At 73.0% G+C, this 18,071-nt stretch carries 17 protein-coding genes; 6 read left to right on the forward strand and 11 right to left on the reverse strand.

Features of this window, described 5'->3' with window-relative positions; translation table 11 throughout:
• Positions 1-21: 21 nt before the first annotated feature.
• Genes L2K70_RS15330 through L2K70_RS15340 form a run of 3 tightly spaced genes read right to left on the reverse strand, consistent with a single transcriptional unit; the run spans position 22 to position 2,971 of the window.
• Positions 22-1,083 (reverse strand): RDD family protein, encoded by a 1,062-nt coding sequence (locus tag L2K70_RS15330; protein WP_236403095.1) that lies wholly within the window; start codon positions 1,081-1,083, stop codon positions 22-24.
• A gap of 11 nt (positions 1,084-1,094) precedes the next feature.
• A complete protein-coding gene (locus L2K70_RS15335) occupies positions 1,095-2,159 on the reverse strand; it encodes an FHA domain-containing protein (protein WP_236403097.1) in 1,065 nt (354 codons plus the stop codon).
• The gene (locus tag L2K70_RS15340) at positions 2,156-2,971 is read right to left on the reverse strand and encodes a PP2C family protein-serine/threonine phosphatase (protein ID WP_236403098.1); all 816 of its coding nucleotides are present in this window, start codon (positions 2,969-2,971) and stop codon (positions 2,156-2,158) included. Before L2K70_RS15340 ends, L2K70_RS15335 begins: the two co-directional genes overlap by 4 nt.
• Positions 2,972-3,031: 60 nt before the next feature.
• On the opposite strand from L2K70_RS15340, the gene L2K70_RS15345 reads away from it, so the two are divergent.
• From L2K70_RS15345 to L2K70_RS15355, 3 genes are read left to right on the forward strand one after another with little or no spacing between them, the layout of a single operon-like run.
• Positions 3,032-5,299: a helicase-associated domain-containing protein gene (locus L2K70_RS15345; protein ID WP_236403099.1), complete on the forward strand. Its 2,268-nt coding sequence runs from the start codon at positions 3,032-3,034 to the stop codon at positions 5,297-5,299.
• Positions 5,300-5,337: 38 nt separating this feature from the next.
• A complete protein-coding gene (locus L2K70_RS21735) occupies positions 5,338-5,865 on the forward strand; it encodes a CGNR zinc finger domain-containing protein (RefSeq protein WP_236403100.1) in 528 nt (175 codons plus the stop codon).
• Positions 5,862-7,508 (forward strand): DNA repair helicase XPB, encoded by a 1,647-nt coding sequence (locus tag L2K70_RS15355; RefSeq protein ID WP_236403108.1) that lies wholly within the window; start codon positions 5,862-5,864, stop codon positions 7,506-7,508. Before L2K70_RS21735 ends, L2K70_RS15355 begins: the two co-directional genes overlap by 4 nt.
• Before the next feature lie 11 nt (positions 7,509-7,519).
• On the opposite strand, the gene L2K70_RS15360 is transcribed toward L2K70_RS15355, so the two are convergent.
• Positions 7,520-7,951 (reverse strand): hypothetical protein, encoded by a 432-nt coding sequence (locus L2K70_RS15360; protein ID WP_236403111.1) that lies wholly within the window; start codon positions 7,949-7,951, stop codon positions 7,520-7,522.
• Between the two features lie 188 nt (positions 7,952-8,139).
• Here L2K70_RS15360 and L2K70_RS15365 point away from each other — a divergent pair, with 188 nt between their 5' ends.
• Together L2K70_RS15365 and L2K70_RS15370 are read left to right on the forward strand one after the other, a co-directional pair.
• Positions 8,140-9,003, forward strand: coding sequence for an oxygenase MpaB family protein (locus L2K70_RS15365; protein WP_236403113.1), 864 nt, complete (start codon positions 8,140-8,142; stop codon positions 9,001-9,003).
• Positions 9,000-9,584 (forward strand): HD domain-containing protein, encoded by a 585-nt coding sequence (locus tag L2K70_RS15370; RefSeq protein WP_236403114.1) that lies wholly within the window; start codon positions 9,000-9,002, stop codon positions 9,582-9,584. Before L2K70_RS15365 ends, L2K70_RS15370 begins: the two co-directional genes overlap by 4 nt.
• A 15-nt stretch (positions 9,585-9,599) precedes the next feature.
• Here the strand turns inward: L2K70_RS15370 and L2K70_RS15375 are convergent, their stop codons facing one another.
• The gene (locus L2K70_RS15375) at positions 9,600-10,322 is read right to left on the reverse strand and encodes a GntR family transcriptional regulator (protein ID WP_236403117.1); all 723 of its coding nucleotides are present in this window, start codon (positions 10,320-10,322) and stop codon (positions 9,600-9,602) included.
• Between the two features lie 118 nt (positions 10,323-10,440).
• Here L2K70_RS15375 and L2K70_RS15380 point away from each other — a divergent pair, with 118 nt between their 5' ends.
• Positions 10,441-11,052 (forward strand): alpha-ketoglutarate-dependent dioxygenase AlkB, encoded by a 612-nt coding sequence (locus tag L2K70_RS15380; protein ID WP_236403119.1) that lies wholly within the window; start codon positions 10,441-10,443, stop codon positions 11,050-11,052.
• Between the two features lie 91 nt (positions 11,053-11,143).
• Here the strand turns inward: L2K70_RS15380 and L2K70_RS15385 are convergent, their stop codons facing one another.
• The 6 genes from L2K70_RS15385 to L2K70_RS15410 form a co-directional block, all read right to left on the reverse strand.
• Positions 11,144-11,836, reverse strand: a complete 693-nt coding sequence (locus tag L2K70_RS15385; RefSeq protein ID WP_236403121.1) for an SRPBCC family protein — start codon at positions 11,834-11,836, stop codon at positions 11,144-11,146.
• The gene (locus L2K70_RS15390; RefSeq protein ID WP_236403123.1) at positions 11,836-12,684 is read right to left on the reverse strand and encodes an FAD binding domain-containing protein; all 849 of its coding nucleotides are present in this window, start codon (positions 12,682-12,684) and stop codon (positions 11,836-11,838) included. Before L2K70_RS15390 ends, L2K70_RS15385 begins: the two co-directional genes overlap by 1 nt.
• Positions 12,681-15,143, reverse strand: coding sequence for a xanthine dehydrogenase family protein molybdopterin-binding subunit (locus L2K70_RS15395; RefSeq protein ID WP_236403126.1), 2,463 nt, complete (start codon positions 15,141-15,143; stop codon positions 12,681-12,683). Before L2K70_RS15395 ends, L2K70_RS15390 begins: the two co-directional genes overlap by 4 nt.
• A complete protein-coding gene (locus tag L2K70_RS15400) occupies positions 15,140-15,622 on the reverse strand; it encodes a (2Fe-2S)-binding protein (protein WP_236403127.1) in 483 nt (160 codons plus the stop codon). The genes L2K70_RS15395 and L2K70_RS15400 overlap by 4 nt, the downstream gene beginning before the upstream one ends.
• 81 nt (positions 15,623-15,703) lie before the next feature.
• Positions 15,704-16,933 carry a sigma-54-dependent transcriptional regulator family protein gene (locus tag L2K70_RS15405; protein ID WP_236403129.1) on the reverse strand — a complete coding sequence of 410 codons (1,230 nt, stop codon included), beginning with the start codon at positions 16,931-16,933 and terminating at the stop codon, positions 15,704-15,706.
• 76 nt (positions 16,934-17,009) lie between these two features.
• Entirely contained in the window at positions 17,010-17,909 is a 900-nt protein-coding gene (locus tag L2K70_RS15410) for an exonuclease/endonuclease/phosphatase family protein (protein WP_236403131.1), read from the reverse strand.
• Between the last annotated feature and the right edge of the window lie 162 nt (positions 17,910-18,071).

The following is an 18,071-nucleotide window of genomic DNA, read 5'->3' on the forward strand; positions in this document are numbered from 1 at the left end:
ACCGCTGCGCGCTCGCTCCTGTCAGGCCTCGCGGGTCACGACCATCTCGCGGTCGCCGTAGACGACCTTGTCCCCGTGCAGCAGCGCGGCCGGCTTCCCGGGTGAGAGCTGTCGTGACACGCCCTGGCGCACCAGGATCGTGCCGTTGGTCGACCCGCGGTCCATGACCACGATCGTGCCGTCGGGCGCGGGGCCGAACTGGGCGTGGGTCTTCGACACCGACATGTCGGCCGACTGCAGCGGGACGAGGTGCGCGACCACCTCGCCGTTGCGGGCCTCGGGGCGCCGGCCGACCAGTGCGAGGCCGGCGACCACGAAGCTCTCCCCGTTGTCGAAGTGCACGCGCCACCGCTGGGCCCGGACCGGCTGGGCGGGCGGCTGCGTCGGACGCTGCGGGGCGAGCTGCGGGGGCGGGGCCTGCTGCGGGGAGGACCTGTGGGCCGGGGCCGCGGGCGCGGCCGGCGGCTGCACCACCTCCGGCGGCAGCTGCTGGCGACGCATGGACTGCTCGGAGCGCTCGGGCGTCCTGACGACCTCGACGGGCGGAGCGGGCACGAGCCGCATGGCGGTGAGGTTGACGATGTGGCGCGGGCCCTCGTCCTCCTCCTCGGCGACCTCGACGACGGGGCGTACGTCGACCACGACCGTGTGGGCCAGGTGGTCGTGCCAGCCGCGGCGCTGGCGGGTGCGGTCCTCGACCGCCGTCCAGGCCAGGGTGGCGAGCCCGAGGCCGAAGGTGGGCAGGCCGGCCACGCCGAGCACGAGCGAGCGCAGCAGGGCCGGCCCGACGCCGATCGGCGTACCGGTGCCGTGGTGGACGACCCGCAGGCCCGACATCGCCTTGCCGGGCGAGCTGCCGCTGACGCCGAGCGCGACGGAGAAGGCCAGCCAGAGGACCACGACCGCGCCGCCGACCACGCCGACCACCGTCCAGACGTCGTCGGAGACGAACATCGCGGTGACGATCCCGACCACGGCGAGCAGGCCCCAGGCCAGCATGCGGTCGACGGCGAACGCCGTGAACCGTCGCTCGAGCTGGGCGATCGGGTACGACGTGGCGTGCGGGGGTGCGGGGTGGGTCACGGCGGGTCGGCTCAGGGGTTCGTGACCTGGATGGTGACGCCGTCGCCGAGGTCGAGCACCGCGCCGGGGACGAGGCTGACAGCGATGCCGGGCTTGAGCTCCTCGGGGTCCAGACCCGGCTGCGCGAGCACGGTGCCGTTGGTCGAGCCGAGGTCGGTGGCGATCGCCGAGCCGTGGTCGGCCCCGGCGCCGGGACGGATCTCGAGGTGGGTCGAGGAGATCTCCTGGTGCGGGCTCGCGACGGTCACCACGTGGGGCTGGTCGTGCGAGGCGAAGCGGCGGGCCTCGGGCGCACGGCCGACGAGGACCGTCCGGTCGACGAGCACGACGTCACCGGTCGAGAAGACGAGCGAGGCGACGGGCTGCGAGACCACCTCCGGGGCGATCTCCTGACCGGGGATCGGCGGGCGGTCGAAGTCCGGCGCCGGCGGACCGGTCACGGTGTGGCCGTCGCGGTCGGACCAGTCGTCGGCCTCGACGACGGGGGTCTCCCCCGTCGGGGTCGGGTCGTCCTCCGGCTCGCCGAAGCTCATCGGGGCCGCAGGCTCGGGCTCGGGCTCCGCGACCACCGGGGCGACGGGCTCCGCCACCGGCTGCTCGACCGGCTCGGCGACGACCGGCTCGGTGGGAGGAGCCGGCGCCGCCGCGGACGGCGTACCGAACTCCACGACCGAGACCCGCGCGATGCCGGGCGTCAGGGGGTGGTCGGCGTCGCTGTCCCCGGTGAGGGTGACGCGCACGCTCGTGACCCCGGTGACGAGGCGCTCCGCCCAGGTGGTGCCGGGGGCGGCGCTGACGATCTCCTCGCCCTCGGTCGCAACGACCGTCGCCGTGGGGGCACCGCGGACGAGCAGGCGGGTGGAGTCGTCGCCGTGGGCGACGAGGGCGACGTGGTCGAGCGAGGACAGCCCGCCCGCGACCAGGGCGTCGAGCACCGCGTCCGCGCTCGCTCCCGAGTCGGCCAGCTCCCACAGGGAGGCCACGCGGTCGCGCTGGCTGCCGGGCAGCAGGACCGTCACGTGCTCGCCGACCACGGCGTACCAGTCCCCCGGTGCGAACCTGGCGTCAGTGCTCACAGTCGTCCCCCCAGCTTGTGTTCGAGGCTCTCCAGCTGGCGCCGGGAGTCGTAGGTCGCGTCCTTCACCAATCCCACCACATCGACGACGATCGCCGTGGCGTTGTCACGGCCGCCGGCCGCGACCGCCGCGCGGACCAGCTTGTCGGCGGCGTCGCGGGGATCGGCGACGGTCTCGAGGATGTCCTCGATCTCCTTGTCCTCGATCATCCCGGTGACGCCGTCGCTGCACAGCAGCAGCCGCTCGACCGAGCCGAGCGGCAGCAGGAAGAAGTCCGGGTCGATGCCCTCCGGGCTGCCGAGCGCCCGGGTGATCACGTGGCGCTCGGGGTGGGTCGCGGCCTGCTCGGCGGTGATCTGGCCGGCGTCGATGAGCTCCTGCACCACCGAGTGGTCGACGCTGATCTGCTCGAGGCGGCCCTCGGTGATGCGGTAGATGCGCGAGTCGCCGAGGTTGGCGAGCAGCCACTTGGCGACGCCGTGGTCGTCGACGAGGACCGCGACGACCGCTGTCGTGCCGGCGTGCCAGCCGGGCGTCATCGCGCGGTGGGCGTTGCCGTAGTCGACGATCCGCGCCTGCGCGCGGGCGAAGGTGTCGGCGACCTGCTCGGCGCCGCGGGCGGGGTCGTAGGACTCCGCCAGGCGCTGGAACTCCTCGACGACCATCTGGCTCGCCACGTCGCCGCCCGAGTGCCCGCCCATGCCGTCGGCGACGACGAAGACGGGCGGGGCGACCAGGTAGGAGTCCTCGTTGACGGTGCGCACCAGGCCGACGTCGCTCGCCGCCCCGTGGTGCAGGTCAACGTTCCTCATGCCGTCCCTCTCCGCGTCGCGCCGGGCGGCGGCGCCGACCCGGCGAGTAGCGTAGAAGGGATGTCCAGTCGTGGGCGGGTGACACCCGCACGAACCCTCGCCGACCAGCTGCGGAGCTGGCCGGACGAGCGGCTCGTCGCGCTCCTGCGGGCCCGTCCGGATCTCGCCACACCCGCCCCTCAGGATTCCTCGCAGCTGGCCTCACGGGCCGCCACTCGCTCGTCGATCCACCGCGCCCTGGACGGCCTCGACCGCCTCGAGCTCTCGGTGCTTGATGCCCTGCTGGTTGCAGGTCAAACCACTTCGGAGGGACTTGTCCCGATCGTCCACGCCGACCCCGCCCGGACCTCCGCGGCGCTCGAGCGGCTGCTCGACCTCGCGCTGGCCTGGGAGGCGCCCGGGGGCATCCGCGCGCTGAGCGGCGTGGCCGACGCGATGCGTGGCATGGCCGGGATCGTGAGCGGCCTGCGCCCGTCGAGCCCGGAGCCGCCGAGCCCCGGCCGGGTGGCCGCGCTGCTCGATGAGCTGAGCCCGGCGGCGACCGCGCTCCTGCGCCACGTCGACGCCCACGGCGGGGAGGGGACGACCGGTTCGGCGCGCCGCACCGTCTCCCCCGACCAGGCCGCGAGCCCGGCCGAGGAGCTGATCAGCCGACGCCTGCTCGTGCCCCGCGAGGGTGACACCGTCGTGCTCCCCGGCGAGGTGGGTCTGGCGCTGCGCGGCGGGCGGACCACCACCGAGCCGGTCGACGACGTGCCGGCCCTCGCCACCGCCTCGCGCGACCCCCACCTCGTGGCCCGGACGGCCGCGGGCGCCGCCTTCGACGTCGTACGGCGCACGGAGCTGCTGCTCGACCACTGGGGCGTGCAGCCGCCGAGCGTCCTCCGCAGCGGCGGCCTCGCGGTGCGTGACCTCAAGGCCGTCGCGCGCGAGCTGCACGTCGACGACGCCGGAGCCGCGCTGCTGGTCGAGGTCGCGCTGTCGGCCGGGCTGATCGCGGAGGGGACCGAGCCCGACGGGACGGCCGCCTGGCTGCCGACCGAGGAGTTCGACGTGTGGTCGGGGCGGCCGACCGCCGAGCGGTGGGCGCGCCTCGTCGGCGGATGGCTGTCGAGCAGCCGGATGCCGTCGCTCGTCGGGTCCCGCGACCAGGCCGGCAAGGCGTGGAACGCCCTGGCACCCGAGCTGTCGAGCGGACTGGCCGAGGAGGCACGACGGCTCGCGCTCCGGGTCCTGGCCGACGTCCCCGAGGGCGAGGTGCTGGCCGTCGGCACGGGCGTCGCCTCCGTCGTGGCGCACGTCGAGTGGCTGCGGCCGCGACGTCCCGCGATCTTCGCCGACCTGGTGACCGCCGCCCTCGACGAGGCGGCTGCCCTCGGCGTGAGCGGCGCCGGCGGGCTCCCGGAGAGCGGTCGCCGGGTCGCCGAGGACGACCTCCCCGGAGCGGCGAAGGCGATCGACGCGCACCTGCCGCAGGCGGTCGACCACGTGCTGCTCCAGGCCGACCTCACCGCCGTCGCGCCCGGCCCGCTCGAGACCGAGGTGGCCCGGCGGCTGCACCTGCTCGCCGACGTCGAGTCCCGCGGCGGGGCCACGGTCTACCGGTTCACGCCCGGCTCGCTGCGACGCGGGTTCGACGCGGGCTGGTCCGCGCTCGAGGTCCGTGACTTCCTGACCAGCGTCTCGCAGACCCCGGTCCCCCAGCCGCTCGAGTTCCTGGTCGACGACGTGGCCCGCACGTTCGGCACCGTGCGCGTCGGGCACGCGGAGGCGTTCCTGCGCGCGGACGACGAGGCCGCGCTGGCCGCGCTGGTGCACGACCCGCGCTCGCGGACCCTCGGGTTGCGGCTGCTCGCGCCCACCGTCGCCATCTCGACCTCGCCGCTCGACGTGCTGCTGCCCCGGCTGCGCGAGCTGGGCGCCGCTCCGGTCGTCGAGGCCGCCGACGGCACCGTGCGGGTGAGCCGTCCCGACCTGCTCCGCGCCCGCGGGCGTCGCGGCCGCCGTCCCGCCGGCGCGGTGTCGGCCCGTCAGGCGGCGCAGGTGCGGGCCGTCGCGACCGCGATCCGCGCCGGGGACCGGGCCGAGTCGTCCCGGCCGGCCAGCGCCGAGGCGACGACGCCCTCGGGCGCGCTGGCGGCCCTCCGCGACGCGATCGAGGCCGGTGCCACCGTCGTGATCGGCTACGTCGACAACCACGGGGCCACGGGCGAGCGGGTCGTCGACCCGCGCCGGCTCGACGGCGGCCGGCTCTCGGCGTTCGACCACCGCGCGGACGTCGTACGGGAGTTCGCGGTGCACCGCATCACGACGGTCCGCAAGGCGTAGTCGGGCACGTGTAAGGACCACGCTCGTAGGATGGTCCTGTGGACTTCATCCGATACGCCGAGCGCGCCGCTGCGCTCGTCAACGCCGACCTCCCCGACGAGGAGGCGCTGACCGGGCACCTGGCGGACCGGAGCTGGCTGCACGCATCGGTGTCGCCGGCCGACGTCCCGGCGCTCCGGTCGTTCCAGACGGAGCTGCGGGCGGTCTTCGAGGCGTCCGACGTCGACGACGTGACGCTCGTCGTGGGCTCGCTCAACGACCTGCTCGCCAGCCACCCGGTGACGCCGATGATCTCCGACCACGACCCGGCCAACCTCCACATGCACGTCACCAACCGCGCGTCGTCGGTGGCCGAGCTGCTCATCGCCGAGTCGCTGATGGGGCTGGCCAACCTGGTGTGCGACCTCGGCGCGACCCGCCTCGGCATCTGCTCGGAGCCGCGCTGCGACAACGTGTTCGTCGACACCTCCCCCAACCAGTCGCGCCGCTACTGCTCCGACCGCTGCTCCTCGCGCGCCAACGTCGCGGCCTTCCGCGCCCGCCAGAAGGCAGCCGCGTCGGCATGAACGACGGCCCCCTCATCGTCCAGTCGGACAAGACGCTCCTGCTCGAGGTCGACCACCCGTCGGCGGCCGAGGCGCGCAAGGCGATCGCGCCCTTCGCCGAGCTCGAGCGCTCGCCCGAGCACATCCACACCTACCGCCTGACGCCGCTCGGCCTCTGGAACGCCCGCGCCGCCGGCCACGACGCCGAGCAGGTCGTCGACGCGCTGCTGACGTGGTCGCGCTACGCCGTACCGCACGCACTGCTCGTCGACGTCGCCGAGACCATGGGCCGCTACGGGCGCCTGCGCCTCGAGAAGCACCCGGTGCACGGACTGGTGCTCTCGAGCACGGACCGTCCCGTGCTCGAGGAGGTGCTGCGTGCCAAGAAGATCGCCGGGATGGTCGGGGCCCGTCTCGACGACGACACCGTCGCCGTCCACCCGAGCGAGCGCGGCAACCTCAAGCAGGCGCTGCTCAAGCTGGGCTGGCCGGCCGAGGACTTCGCGGGCTACGTCGACGGTGAGGCGCACGCGATCGACCTCGCCGAGGACGGGTGGACGCTGCGGCCCTACCAGCGCGAGGCGGCCGAGTCGTTCTGGGACGGGGGGTCCGGGGTCGTCGTGCTGCCGTGCGGCGCCGGCAAGACGATCGTCGGCGCCGCCTCGATGGCGCACGCCCAGGCCACCACGCTGATCCTCGTCACCAACACCGTGAGTGCACGGCAGTGGAAGGACGAGCTGGTCGCGCGGACGTCGCTGACCCCCGACGAGATCGGCGAGTACTCCGGCGCCGTCAAGGAGATCCGCCCCGTCACGATCGCGACCTACCAGGTGCTGACGACCAGGCGGAAGGGCGTCTACCCGCACCTCGACCTGCTCGACGCCCGCGACTGGGGCTTGATCGTGTACGACGAGGTGCACCTGCTGCCGGCGCCGATCTTCCGCATGACTGCGGACCTGCAGGCGCGTCGTCGCCTCGGGCTCACCGCGACCCTCGTGCGCGAGGACGGCCGCGAGGGCGAGGTGTTCTCGCTGATCGGCCCCAAGCGCTACGACGCCCCGTGGAAGGACATCGAGGCGCAGGGCTACATCGCCCCGGCCGACTGCGTCGAGGTGCGCGTGACGCTCCCCGACGGCGAGCGGCTGGCCTACGCCACCGCGGACCCCGACACCCGCTACCGCCTCGCCTCGTGCACCCACGCCAAGATCGACGTCGTCCGCGACCTCGTGCGGCAGCACGCCGGCCAGCCGACGCTCGTGATCGGGCAGTACATCGACCAGCTCGACGAGATCGCCGAGCTGCTCGACGCCCCGGTCATCAAGGGCGAGACCCCGGTCAAGGAGCGCCAGCGGCTCTTCGACGCGTTCCGTTCCGGCGAGATCGGCCTGCTCGTGGTCAGCAAGGTCGCCAACTTCTCCATCGACCTGCCGTCGGCCGAGGTCGCGATCCAGGTCAGCGGGTCCTTCGGCTCACGGCAGGAGGAGGCGCAGCGCCTGGGCCGGCTGCTGCGCCCGAAGTCCGAGGGCCGCAGCGCGCACTTCTACACCGTCGTCTCCCGCGACACCGTCGACGCCGACTTCGCGCAGAACCGGCAGCGCTTCCTCGCCGAGCAGGGCTACGCCTACCGGATCATCGACGCCGGGGACCTCGCCGCGGAGTCCTGAGCTGTTGCTGCTCACTCGGGCAGGTACGGCCCGAGCACACCGAGCGCCCGCACGTACTCGTGGCGGGCGAACTCGAAGGGCCCGAGGTCGCCCAGGTCCCAGTCACGATGGCCGGTGCGGAAGCCCGACCACCGCACGGTGTCGCGCATGACGACGACGACGGCGGTGAGCGGCCAGCATCCCCACTCCCCGCAGTCGCAGCCGAGGAGGACCGTGTCCCCGTCCTGGAACCACGATGCGCGCGGGCGCCCGAGGTAGTGGTGGATGCTGCCCACGACGTGGGGGGACAGCCCGGCGTACGACCCGGCGAGGGAAGGATCGTAATCCCGCTCGATGTCAGCGGCGTGCTCCTGCAGGGGCCGTCCGTTGACCCGGATCTCGATGCTGGGGTCCGCGGGACGTGCTATCTCGAACCGCACGTCGTCCATCCGCTCGACCGCCATGGGACCAGCATCGTCCTCGCGACACGCTGTGGCGACCGAGTTTGTCGTCACGGCGCCCGTCAGGCCAGCGTGCTGGTGTCGACCAGGAACCGCTGGCGCACGTCGGGTGCGAGCGAGCACTCGGAGGCAGGGCGCGGCCGCGACGACGTGGCTCTCGCCGCGTGGAGCCCTTGGCTAGCCTCGACGACGTGACCCTCCGCGACCGCCTCGGCACCGAGCTGTTCCGCAAGGTTGCCGGCCCCGACGGCGACAAGGCGCGCGAGCGCGTGCACGGCACGCCCGGCCCGCGCTGGTTCGCACCCGACTCCCCCATCGCCCGGGTGCACGGCGACGCGTCGATGTTCGTCGGCGGCATCCGCGCGATCATGCTGCAGTCGCTGCACCCGGCCGCGATGCAGGGCGTGGCCGACCACTCGGGCTACCGCGGCGACATGTGGGGCCGGCTCGCGCAGGTCTCGACCTACATCGCGATGACCACGTTCGGGGCGGAGCAGGACGCGCTGCAGGTCATCCGGGCCGTCCAGCGCGCGCACGAGTCGGTCGTCGGCACCCTGCCCGACGGGACGCCGTACGCCGCCTCGGACCCCCACCTGCTCGGCTGGGTGCACGTGGCCGAGATCGACAGCTTCCTCGCCGCCCACGACCGCTACGGCCACCGACCGCTCGTGGGCCGCGAGCGCGACGAGTACGTCGCCCAGGCGGGCGTCGCGGCCGCGCACCTCGGCGTCGTGGACCCGCCGCAGACCGAGGACGAGCTCCGCGCCTGGCTCGAGGACTACGCCCCGGAGCTGCGCGGCACCGAGATCGCGCGCGAGGCGATCCGGTTCCTGCTGCTCCATCCGGACCTCCCGGTCGTGGCCCGTCCCGGCTACCTGTCGCTGGCGACCGCGGCCATCGGGCTGCTGCCGGCCCACGCCCGTCGCGAGCTGCGGCTGCCGCCGGTCCCCCCGGTGACCAACCGCGTGCTCGGCGCCGCGGCCACCCGCACGATCCGGTGGGCGATGGCGTCCGGCCACGAGCAGGCCCGCGAGCTGCAGGCCGCGCAGCGATGACGCTTGCGGACCGCTGGCCGCTCGACGACGCCGACGACCTGCGTGACGAGCTTCTCGCCGCGTGGGACCGCGCCGGCTACCACGACCAGCTCCACCTGGCCGAGGTGCTCGACCGGCTCGAGCTGCTCGCCGACGCCGGTGCGCGCTTCGACCCGACCACCGTCGCACTCGCCGCGTGGTTCCACGACGCGGTCTACGACGGGGCCTACGACGACGAGGAGCGCTCGGCGCAGTGGGCCGAGCGCGCACTGCCGGCGCCGTACGACGACGAGGTGGCGCGGCTGGTGCGGATGACCGTGCACCACCGTCCGGCCGACGACGACCTCGCGGGGTGCGCCCTCAGCGACGCCGACCTCGGCATCCTCGCCGCCCCGCCCGAGCGCTATGCCGTCTACGTCGCCGGCGTGCGCACGGACTTCGCGCTCGTCGCCGACGACGACTTCCGCGCGGGGAGGGCGGCCGTGCTGGCCGATCTCGTGGCGAAGGCGTCGCTGTTCCACACGCCGCAGGGGCGCGAGCTCTGGGAGGAGCGGGCGCGCGACAACCTCGCCCGCGAGCTCGAGGAGCTCCGGCGAGGTTGAGCGGGCAGCGCCTGCCTAGTGGTCCGCGAGCTGCTGGTAGACGGTGAAGCGGTCGTGCCGGTAGCAGGTGCGCGACACCTCGACGATCCGGCCGCCCGACACGGCGCGACGGGCGTGGCGCAGGACCGGGTCGCCCTCGGCGATCTCGAGGACCGCGGCCTCCTCGGCGCTCGCGCGGTCGGCGCTGATCGAGTCCTCGACCTCCGTCGGCCGCAGGCCGCGGGCCGCGAGGGCCTCGTAGAGGCTCGTCGGCGTGCCGTGCTGCAGGAACCCCGGCAGCAGCACCTCGTTGAGGTAGGCGTCCTCCACGCACACGATGGCCTGGTCGGCCCGGCGCAGCCGGCGCCAGTGCAGCACGGGGTCTCCGGGCGAGATGTCGAGCGCGCGGGCGACACCGGGGCCGGCCTGCTCGACACGGGCGAGGAGTGTCTGGGACTCCGGCAGCATCCCCCGGCGCTTGATCTCCTCGGTGAAGGAGGTCAGACGACCAGCGGTCTTGGGCGGCTGCGCGACGAACGTGCCACGTCCCGGGATGCGCTCCAGGAGCCCCTCGGCGACGAGCGCGTCGAGCGCCTGTCGTACGGTCATCCGGGCCACGCCGAAGCGAGCGACCAGCTCGCGCTCGGAGGGTGCCGCGGAACCGGGGGGCTGAGCCTCGATGAGGCTGCGGACGTGCTCACGGACCTGGACATGCTTCAGCGCACGCTGGCGCGGTACGACGAGGTCCACCTGATCCATGCTCGTCAGGCTAGGACTGGGCTGGACCGGTGTCTGGAAATTGACCAACCATGTGGTAAAACCTTCGACTTGTCTTGACGATCGAACAGGCGTTCGATCGTTTGGTATGCTCGGCCGGGTGGACTTCCAGTCGTCCCTCTTCGCCGGCGAGGCAGGCGTCGCCGCAGCCCTCGCGCCCGAGCGCCGTACCCTCACCGCGGGCGCGTGGGTCGACGTGCAGCGCAACTGGCTCCACGACCCCGACGCCGTCTTCGCCGCCCTCGTGGAGCGGGTGCCGTGGCGCGCCGAGCGCCGGGAGATGTACGACGCCGTGGTCGACGTGCCGCGCCTCCTGCACACCTACCTCGCCGGCGACCCGCTGCCCCACCCCGCGCTCGACCAGGCCCGCAGCGACCTGAGCGCCCACTACCTGCCCGAGCTCGGCGAGCCGTTCGTCACCGCCGGCTGCTGCTACTACCGCGACGGCCGCGACTCGGTCGCCTGGCACGGCGACACCATCGGTCGCGGTCGTGCGGAGGACACGATGGTCGCCATCGTGAGCGTCGGCGACCCGCGCCGGCTCATGCTCCGCCCGCGCGGCGGCGGCTCGTCCATCGCGCTGACGATGGGCCACGGCGACCTCGTCGTGATGGGCGGCTCGTGCCAGCGCACCTGGGAGCACGCCGTCCCCAAGGTCGCCCACGCCGGCCCCCGCATCTCGGTGCAGTTCCGCCCGCTCAACGTCTTCTGAGCGGCGACGCCCCCGGACGCACACGTGTCCGCGTCGTCGCCCCTGGCCGAGGTGATCCAGGGCCGCGTCGCGGACACGTGTGGGGTGCAGCTCAGCGCTTGAGCAGGCGCCGCAGGACAGCCAGGCCGGCAACGGCCGCCAGCGCCTGCTTCCAGTACGACCTCACCAGGACCGGCAGCACGGCGCTGCCGAGGTCGAGGGCCTCGGTCGACTGCGGCGGAGGCGGCGGCCTCGGTGCCGCCGGCCTCGGCGGCGCGGCGGACGCAGCCGCTGGGTCACCGCCCGGCGCGGGGTCGCCCGCGCCAGGCGGTGGTTCGGGGGTGGCCTCCGGCTCGGGCTCCGGGGCCGCCAGCCGCTGCTCGAGACAGGCGACGAACTGGCCGAGCAGCTTGTCGGAGACGTCCTGCATGACGCCGCGGCCGAACTGCGCCGGCTTGCCGGTGATCGCGAGGTCGGTCTGCACGGACACCTCGGTCGAGCCGCCGGCGTCGGTCATCGTCACGACGACGTTCGCGCCCGCCGTACCGTTGCCGCGCTTGTCCTTGCCCTTGGCGTCGACGACGAAGCGGTGCGCCGCCTCGTCCTTCTCCACGAAGGTGCCGGTGCCGTTGTAGAGCAGCGCGATCGGGCCCAGCTTGACCTTGACCGACCCGGCGAAGGAGTCGGCGTCGGCCTCGGTGACCTGGGCGCCCGGGAAGCACTCAGCGACCGAGGCGATGTCGTTGAAGTGCGCCCAGGTCTCCTCGACGCCGATGGGGACGGTGAAGTGGTGGCTCAGCTCCACTACGCCGCTCCCGCCGCCCTGAGCACGGCCCGGCCGGTCAGCACCCGCGCGAGGTGCTGGCGGTAGTCGGCCGCGCCGTTGAGGTCCGTGGGCGGGTTCGTGCCCTCGGCCGCCTGCTCCGCCGCAGCGCGTACGCCGTCCTCGGTCGCGCTGGCACCCGCCAGTGCGGCCTCGGTGGCGCGAGCCCGCAGGGGCGTGGAGCCCATGTTGGTCAGGCCGATCCTCGCCTCGTCGATCGAGCCCTTGACGGTCGCCGCGACCGCGACGATCGGCCACTGGTGCGCGACCCGGACGAACTTCTCGTAGTGCGCACCCCAGCCCGTGTGCTTCGGGATCCGCACCTCGGTGAGGATCTCGTCGTCGCCGATCGCCGTCTCGAAGAGGTCGACGAAGAAGTCGTCCGCCTCGACGGTGCGGGTGCCGCCCGAGCCCTGGATGACGAACTGCGCGCCGAGCGCGAGCGCGGGGGCGCCCAGGTCGCCGGCCGGGTCGGCGTGCGCGAGCGCGCCGCCGAACGTGCCGCGGTGGCGGATCTGCGAGTCGGCGACCTCGGCCGCCGCCTTCGAGAGCAGCAGCGCGTGCTCCCTCACCAGCTCGTGATCACGCACGACGTGGTGCGTGGTCATCGCGCCGATGACGATCGCGTCGCCGTCGTCGCGGATCCCGCGCAGCGAGTCGATGCCGCCGAGGTCGATCACGACCTCCGGGGCGTTGAGCCGCATCCGCAGGACCGGCAGCAGGCTCTGCCCGCCGGCCAGGATCTTCGCGTCGTCACCGTGCTCGCTGAGCGCGGACAGGGCCTCCTCGAGCGAGGTCGGCGCGAGGTAGTCGAACTTCACCGGGATCACTGGCCTGCTCCTTCGTCCTGGTTGAGGGCGCCTTCCTGGAAGTGAGGCATCGCATCGGCCGGGGTGACCGCGTCGCCGTCGTTCGCGTGGATCGCACGCCAGACCCGTTCGGGCGTGCACGGCATCTGGATGTCGTTCACCCCCAGGTGGCGTACGGCGTCGACGACGGCGTTGACGACCGCCGGGGTCGAGGCGATGGTCCCCGCCTCGCCGACGCCCTTCGTGCCGAGCGTGTTGGTGGTGCAGACGCTCGGGTCGTCGGTGTGGACCACGTCGAAGGAGATCGTGTCGGCGGCCGTCGGCAGGAGGTAGTCGACGAACGACCCGCTCACCAGCGTGCCGGAGTCGTCGTGCACGGCCTCCTCCCACAGCGCCTGGGCGATGCCCTGGACGAGGCCGCCGTGGACCTGACCGGCGACGATGAGCGGGTTGATGATGACGCCGATGTCGTCGCAGCAGGTGTACTTGCGCATCTTCACCGCGCCCGTCTCGGTGTCGACCTCCATCGCGCAGAGGTGCGTGCCGTGCGGGTAGTTGAAGTTCACCGGGTCGTAGGTCGCGTCGGCGTCGAGGCTGAGCTCCATGCCGTCGGGGTAGTTGTGCCCCGCGAAGGTCGCCGTCGCCAGCTCCTGGATCGCCGTGCCCTGGTCGGTGCCCCGGACGGTGAAGCGGCCGCCGGAGTAGTCGAGGTCGTCGGGGTTGGCCTCGAGCAGGTGGGCAGCCAGGACCTTCGCCTTGTCGATCACCTTGTCGACCGCCCGCACCAGCGCCTCGCCGCCGACGACGAGCGAGCGCGAGCCGTAGGTGTCGAGCCCCTTCGGCGCCACCTGGGTGTCGCCGTGCAGCACCTCGACGTCCTCGAACGGCACGCCGAGCCGGTCCGCCACGATCTGGCTGAACGCCGTCTCGTGGCCCTGCCCGTGCGCACTGGCACCGGTGACGACCTCGACCTTGCCGAGCGGGGTCATCCGGACGCTGGCGTGCTCCCAGCCGCCCGCCCCGTAGTCGAGGCTGCCGAGCACCCGGCTGGGCGCGAGGCCGCACATCTCGGTGAAGGTCGAGACCCCGATGCCGAGCTGGACCCGGTCGCCGCGCTCGCGACGCTCGGCCTGCTCGCGCCGCAGCTCGTCGTAGCCGAACGCCTCCTTGGCCTTCGCCGTCGCGGCCTCGTAGTTGCCGGTGTCGTACTCCAGCCCGGCGACGGTCGTGAACGGGAACTCCTCGTGGGTGATCCAGTTGCGCTCACGGATCTCCAGCGGGTCGACGCCCACCTCCGCGGCGAGCTCGTCCATGAGCCGCTCGATGGCGTACGTCGCCTCCGGCCGGCCGGCGCCGCGGTAGGCGTCGGTGAAGGTCGTGTTCGTGAGCACCGTCTGGCACTCGAAGCGGTACGACGGGAACTTGTAGATCGCGTTGAACATGAACGCGCCGAGCACCGGGACGCCGCCGCCGACGATCGCGACGTAGGACCCGAGGTCGGCGTCGAGGTGCACCTTGAGCCCGGTGACCTTGCCGTCCTTGTCGGCGGCCAGCGTCAGCGTCTGCACCTGGTCGCGGCCGTGGTGGGCGGCCATCAGGCTCTCGCTGCGGGTCTCGGTGTACTTCACGGGCTTGGCGAGCCGACGGGCGACCGCCCAGGCCACCCACTCCTCCGGAGTCACCTGCAGCTTGCCGCCGAAGCCGCCACCCACGTCGGGCGCGATGACCCGGATCTTGGACTCGGGCACACCGGTCGTGGCGGCCAGGGCGAAGCGGAGGATGTGCGGGATCTGGGTCGCCGACCACATCGTGATCTGCTCGCCGGTCGGGTCGACCACGACGCTGCGCGGCTCCATGAAGGCGGGGATCAGGCGCTGCTGGCGGTACTCCCGCTCGATGACGATCCCGTTGGCCCGTGCCTCCTCGATCGCGGCCTCGGCATCGGTTCCCGTGCCGGCCTCGCCGGAGTCGAAGACCCACAGCGCCGACTTGTTGGTGCCGAGCTCGGGGTGGGCGAGGACCTCGTCCTTGAGCGCGTTCTTGATGCCGATGACGGCCGGCAGCTCCTCGTACTCCACGTCGACGAGCTCGGCCGCGTCGCGCGCCTCGGCGACGCTGCGCGCCACCACGACCGCGACGATCTCGCCGGCGAACGCCACCCGGTCGGCGGGCATCGGTGAGTGCGCGGGCGTCTTCTGGTCCGGGGTGATCGGCCACGCGTTGATGCACGCGCCGAGCTCCTCGCCGAAGTCCTTGCCGGTGAAGACACCGACGACGTTGGGCGAGGCCTTCGCCGCCTCGACGTCGATGGAGGTGATCGAGGCGTGCGCGAACGGGCTGCGGACCATCGCGAGGTGCAGCATGCCCGGCAGCGTGATGTTGTCCGTCCAGCGCGTGCGCCCGGTGATCAGGCGCTGGTCCTCCTTGCGGCGACGGTCCTTGCCGATCTCGGCGGCCGGCCGGTCCTGGGTCGCGGTCATGCCTTCGCACCTTCCGTCTGGCCGGCGGCGTGAAGCACGCTCTTGACGATGTTGTGGTAGCCGGTGCAGCGGCAGAGGTTGCCCTCCATGCCGAGCCGCACCTCCTCCTCGGTCGGGCTGGGGTTCTCGGCGAGCAGGTCGACGGCCTGCATGATCATCCCGGGCGTGCAGAAGCCGCACTGGAGGCCGTGGCACTCGCGGAACGCCTCCTGGACGGGGTGCAGCTCACCCTCGGCGGCGTCGGCCAGGCCCTCGATCGTGGTCACCGTGCTGCCGTTGGCCTGCACGGCGAGCACGTTGCAGGACTTCACGCTCGTGCCGTTGAGGTGCACGGTGCACGCGCCGCAGTTCGAGGTGTCGCACCCGATCACGGTGCCGGTCTTGCCGAGCTTCTCGCGGAGGTACTGCACCAGCAGCATCCGCGGCTCGACGTCGTCGGAGACCGCGGCCCCGTCGACGGTGAGTTCGATCTTCGTCATCAGCCACTCCAGTGTGAGGGGGGTCACGTGGGAGCGAACCTAGGTCGCGCTGGTTGGCGGATGGTTGGGGAGGCAGACCAGTCAGGCGAGGCCCGCCGCGAGCTTGCCCTTCAGCAGCGGCGCGACCGGGTGGTGGACCGGCAGCGAGGCCAGGCAGGCCTCCACCACCGCGGTGTCGTAGGGCGCGAGCTCGGTGTAGCGCAGGACGGCGTCCGGGTCGGGCCGGACCAGCAGCGCCTCGCGCACGCTCACGGCGAGGTAGTCGCCCATCTGCACCAGCGCCGGGGACTCGGTGCCCGGCAGCAGGTCGCCGCCGTAGGCCCGTACCGCCGCTCGTACGTCGCCGCGGCGCAGCAGGCGCTGCACCTCCTCCACGTCTGTCGTGACGGGCAGGGTCAGGCGGTAGGGACGCGACGAGAGCTGGCCGGCGAGCGCGGAGCGCAGGTGCGAGACCTCCGCCTTGAGCGTCGAGGTCGTCACCGACGCGTCGCCGTAGAGCAGGGAGTGCAGGTGCTCGACCGAGAGGCCGGCCGGGTGCATCGCGAGCAGCGCGAGGATCTCGGTCTGCCGGCGGTTGAGCAGCAGCCGCTGGCCGTCCAGCCACACCTCGGCGGTGCCGAGCAGGGTCAAGGTGAGGCCGGGCTGGTCCGGCGCCGCCGCGCCGAGGGGGGCCGTACGCCGGTCGGACGGGAGGGCCTGCTCGATCAGCCGGGCCATCACCCGTGCGGTCGCCAGGCCGATCGGGTGGGTGCGGTCCCACGTCGTCGACAGGTCGATGACGCCGAGGGGACGACCGGTCACCGGGTCGAAGACCGGCGCGGCCCAGCACACCCAGTTGTGCACGACCTCCGCGTAGTGCTCGGCGCTGAAGACCATCGACGGCGCGGCCGTCCGGCCGGCGATCGCGAGCGCGTTGGTCCCGACGCTCGCCTCGTCCCAGCGCCCGCCCGGCACGAAGTTCACCGTCTCGGCCTTGCGGCGCATCACCCGGCCGCCGTAGGTCCAGAGGATCCGCGTCTGCTCGTCGGTGACGGCGATGACGAGGTCGCCGTCCTCGGCGGTGCGCCGCAGCTCGTCCTGGACCCGCGTGACGGCGGTCTGCAGCGGCGAGTGGTTCCAGAACTCGGCCGTGTCACCCTCGTCGGCGAGCGGCGCGTGCGTCACCGCCGGCGACACGACGCCGGAGAGCTGCCAGCTGCTGAGGATCTCGGGGCGGACCGCCTCGGTCTCCTCGTCGCCCTCGGCCACGAACTGCGTCCACGCGCGCACGGCGCGCACCCTGCGTGCGTGCAGGTCCTCGTTCGTCGGCATGGCGGCTCCCCACTGGTCGCGGCCAACCTAGCCCGAGTGTGACGCTCGCAACAGGCCGTCTGGTCCGGCCCGCGCGTCAGCGGACGCGGCGGAACGTCGCGACGATCCCGGGGTGGTCGGTCACCAGGCGGCGGTACATCACGAAGGAGTCGATCCGGTAGGGCGAGCGCCGCTCGGCCATCACGTAGTCGATGCCCGAACCGCCCTTGCGGCCGCTCCAGTTGGTCTCCAGCCGCAGCGGACCGGTGATCCGGCCCTTGACGAGGTTGTCGGTGAGGTCGCGGTTCTCGGTGACGTTGCAGTCGCACATCCCGATGAACTGGTGGCGCGGGGGTGCGCCCTCCTTGAGGTCGCGGATCCTGCTGGCCATCCGCCACATCGCCCGCACCCCGCCCATGTTGCGGTAGTTGGGACCGCCGGTGTGCCTGTTGTGCAGGTGGTTGGGCAGGTGGAAGCTCACGGCCCGGATCGTGTGGCCCGTACGACGGTGCCGGAGCACCGCGACGACGCCGTACTGGTCGTGGGCCACCTGCCCGGTCTGGCGACGCCAGGTCCTGCCGGTCAGCAGGGCGGACCAGGTCTTCTCGAGCTTCCAGACGCGCTTGTCGACGGCGATCGGGTTGTCGTCGGTGCCCGTGGGGCCCTTCGGCATCAGCAGTGTCCACGCCTCCGGCAGGCTGGCGCGCAGCGCGCGACGGCTGAAGAGCCGCTCCTGGAAGCCGATCACCGACGGGCCGCCCGACAGCACGCGCCCGATGTCGTGCCGCATGCCGGGGACGCGCATGCCCTTGCGGAGGTTGAGCGTGGCCACGCCGAACCGGACCGGCAGCTTCGACGCGCTGCGCGTGCTGGAGGCGGTGTCCTCACGTGCCTGCGCAGGAAGCGGAGCGGTCGTCCCGGTCAGCAGCAGCAGTGCGGCGAGGGCGGAGACGAGGGAGCGGACGAGGACACGGGGTGGTACGGGGCGGAAAAACATCCCGAAGACCATAGGTGAGGCCCACGCGAGCCCCCAAGTTGGCGGACCACGTACTCATTCGTGGTGCTCGGGCAGACCACCGTGAAGGCAGTTCGCCACGATCACCCGTTCCGCCACGCTCAGCACGGTGCCGTCGCGCGCGAACTGCCTTCCTGGTGGACG

It is taken from the genome of Nocardioides potassii (assembly GCF_021648885.1).
Lineage (GTDB): Bacteria > Actinomycetota > Actinomycetes > Propionibacteriales > Nocardioidaceae > Nocardioides > Nocardioides potassii.